Annotated in this window: 2 protein-coding genes; both read left to right on the forward strand. The window is 69.8% G+C overall.

The window, feature by feature from the left end; genetic code table 11:
* Positions 1 to 1,741: FAD-linked oxidase C-terminal domain-containing protein (locus VGV06_20020; protein HEV2057429.1), on the forward strand; the 1,741-nt coding region annotated here is incomplete at its 5' end.
* Between the two features lie 39 nt (positions 1,742 to 1,780).
* The coding region (locus VGV06_20025) for a thiamine pyrophosphate-dependent dehydrogenase E1 component subunit alpha (protein ID HEV2057430.1) at positions 1,781 to 2,668 on the forward strand (888 nt) is incomplete at its 3' end.

Below are 2,668 nucleotides of genomic sequence, written 5' to 3' on the forward strand. Positions count from 1 at the left end.
GGGGCTCGGGCTCCTCCTCGGCACCAAGGGCGAGGCCAAGCCCATCGCCTTCATCGAGGACACCGCGGTGGATCCGAAGCACCTGCCGGCCTTCGTCCCGCGCTTCCGGGACATCATGGCCAAGCACGGCGCCGAGGGCGCGTACTACGGTCACTGCTCGGTCGGGTGCCTGCACATCCGGCCGCTGGTGAACCTCAAGACGGCGCGCGGGCTCGAGCAGGTGCGGGGCATGGCCGACGAGATCTTCGACCTGGTCCTCGAGTACGAGGGCGCGATCTCGAGCGAGCACGGCGACGGCCGCGCGCGCAGCCCCTTCCTCGAGCGCGTGTACGGCCCCGCCGTGTTCCAGGCTTTCCGCGAGTTCAAGTCGGCCTTCGACCCGAAGGGCCTGATGAACCCGGGCAACATCGTGGCGAGCCCGGGCGTCACCGAGCACCTGCGCTACGGCACCGAGTACAAGACCTGGGAGCCGAAGACTTCGCTCGACTTCTCCGCCCAGGGCGGCTTCGCCGCGGCGGTGGAGATGTGCAACGGCGTGGGCGTCTGCCGGAAGACGCTCGAAGGCACCATGTGCCCGTCCTACATGGCGACGCGGGACGAGGAGCACTCGACGCGCGGCCGGGCCAACGCGCTCCGCGCCGTCCTCTCGGGCAAGGTGCCGTCCTCGGACTTCACGGGGAAGCGGCTCTTCCAGGTCATGGACCTCTGCCTCGAGTGCAAGGGATGCAAGGCCGAGTGCCCCTCCAACGTGGACATGGCGAAGATGAAGTACGAGTTCCTTTACCACTACTACAAGGCCAACGGCCTGCCGCTGCGCAACCGGATCTTCGCTTACATCGGGCGCCTCTCATGGTGGGGCGCGAGGCTCGCGCCGCTCTCGAACTGGCTCGCCGCTTCGGCGCCGAGCCGCCGCCTCATGGAGGCGCTGCTGGGCATCGACCGCCGCCGCCCGCTGCCCGCCTTCGCGCGGGAGACCTTTACCGACTGGTTCGACCGTCGCCGGGCGCCTGCAGCCGAGGCGCTGCGCGGCTCCGTGGTTCTCTTCCACGACACCTTCGTCACCTACAACGCGCCCGAGATCGGCCGGGCCGCCGTCGAGCTGCTCGAGGCGGCCGGTTACAAGGTCGAGCTCGTGGACCGCAAGTGCTGCGGCCGCCCGCTCATCTCCAAGGGCATGCTCGACGAGGCGAGGGAGCACGCGCGCTGGAACGTCGAGCGCCTGCTTCCGTGGGTCGCCCGCGGCGTCGCCGTCGTCGGGCTCGAGCCCTCATGCCTCTTGACGCTTCGCGATGAGTGGGTCGAGCTCCTGCGAACCGACGCCGCACGGGAAGTGGCACGCTCGAGCTTCCTGCTGGAGGAGTTCCTCCTGCGCGAGCGGGCCCGCGGTCTCGACCTGCGCTTCAAGCCGGGCCCGCGCCGCGCGCTGCTCCACGGCCACTGCCACCAGAAGGCGCTCGTCGGCACGGCGCCGACGGTGGCCGCCCTCGCATGGGCGGGCTACGAGGTCAGCGAGGTGGACTCCGGCTGCTGCGGCATGGCGGGCTCCTTCGGCTTCGAGAAGGAGCACTATGATATCTCGGTGACGCTCGGGAATCGACGCTTGGCGCCGGCCGTCCAGGCCGCGCCGGCCGACACCGAGGTGGTCGCCCCCGGCATCTCCTGCCGTCAGCAGATCGAGCACTTGTCCGGCCGGCGTGCGCGGCACCCGGCCCAGCTCCTGCGGGACTCACTCGACACCTAGGCCAGCGACCACTCGCTTACCGCTTCAGGGAGATCAGCCATGCCACTCAGCCGGCAAACGCTCGAGACGCTCTACCAGGTCATGGTCCGCATCCGCCGCTTCGACGAGAGGACGGTGGAGCTTTTCAATTCCGGCCACGTCAAGGGCACCGCCCACAGCTACGTCGGCCAGGAGGCGGTCGCCACCGGCGCCTGCGCGCACCTGACGAAGGACGACTCCGTCATCAGCAACCACCGCGGCCACGGCCACTGCATCGCCAAGGGCGCGCGCCTCGACTTCATGATGGCCGAGCTGATGGGGCGCGAGGACGGGTACTGCCGCGGCCTCGGCGGCTCCATGCACATCGCCGCGCTCGACCTCAACATGCTGGGCGCCAACGGCATCGTGGCGGCGGGTGTGCCGATCGGCGCGGGCGCTGCTCTCGCCACCAAGCTCCGGGGGACGGACCGCGTCGTCCTGTCCTTCTTCGGCGACGGCGGGGCCAACCAGGGCACGGTCCACGAGACCATGAACCTGGCCGCGGTGTGGAAGCTCCCGTTCATCTTCGTCTGCGAGAACAACAAGTACGCGCTCAGCACCGACCAGTCGCGCACCACCGCGGGCGAGGGCGTGACCGCTCGCGCCCGGGCCTACGGCATCCCGGCAGCCCGCGTGGACGGCAATGATCTCGTCGCCGTCTACGACGCCGTCGGTGAGGCCGTCGCGCGCGCACGCCGCGGCGAAGGGCCGAGCTGCGTCGAGGCCGTCACCTACCGTTGGGGCGGCCACAGCATGCGCGCCAACCTGCCCGAGTACCGGACCAAGAAGGAAGAGCTCGAATGGATGGAGAAGGACCCAGTCGCCCGCGTCGAGCGGCGTCTCATGGACATGGGCGCGACCGACATGGACCTTAAGGAGATGCGCCTGCGGGTCGAAGGCGAGCTGGAC

The organism is Candidatus Methylomirabilota bacterium, from assembly GCA_035936835.1.
Taxonomy (GTDB): Bacteria; Methylomirabilota; Methylomirabilia; order Rokubacteriales; family CSP1-6; genus AR37.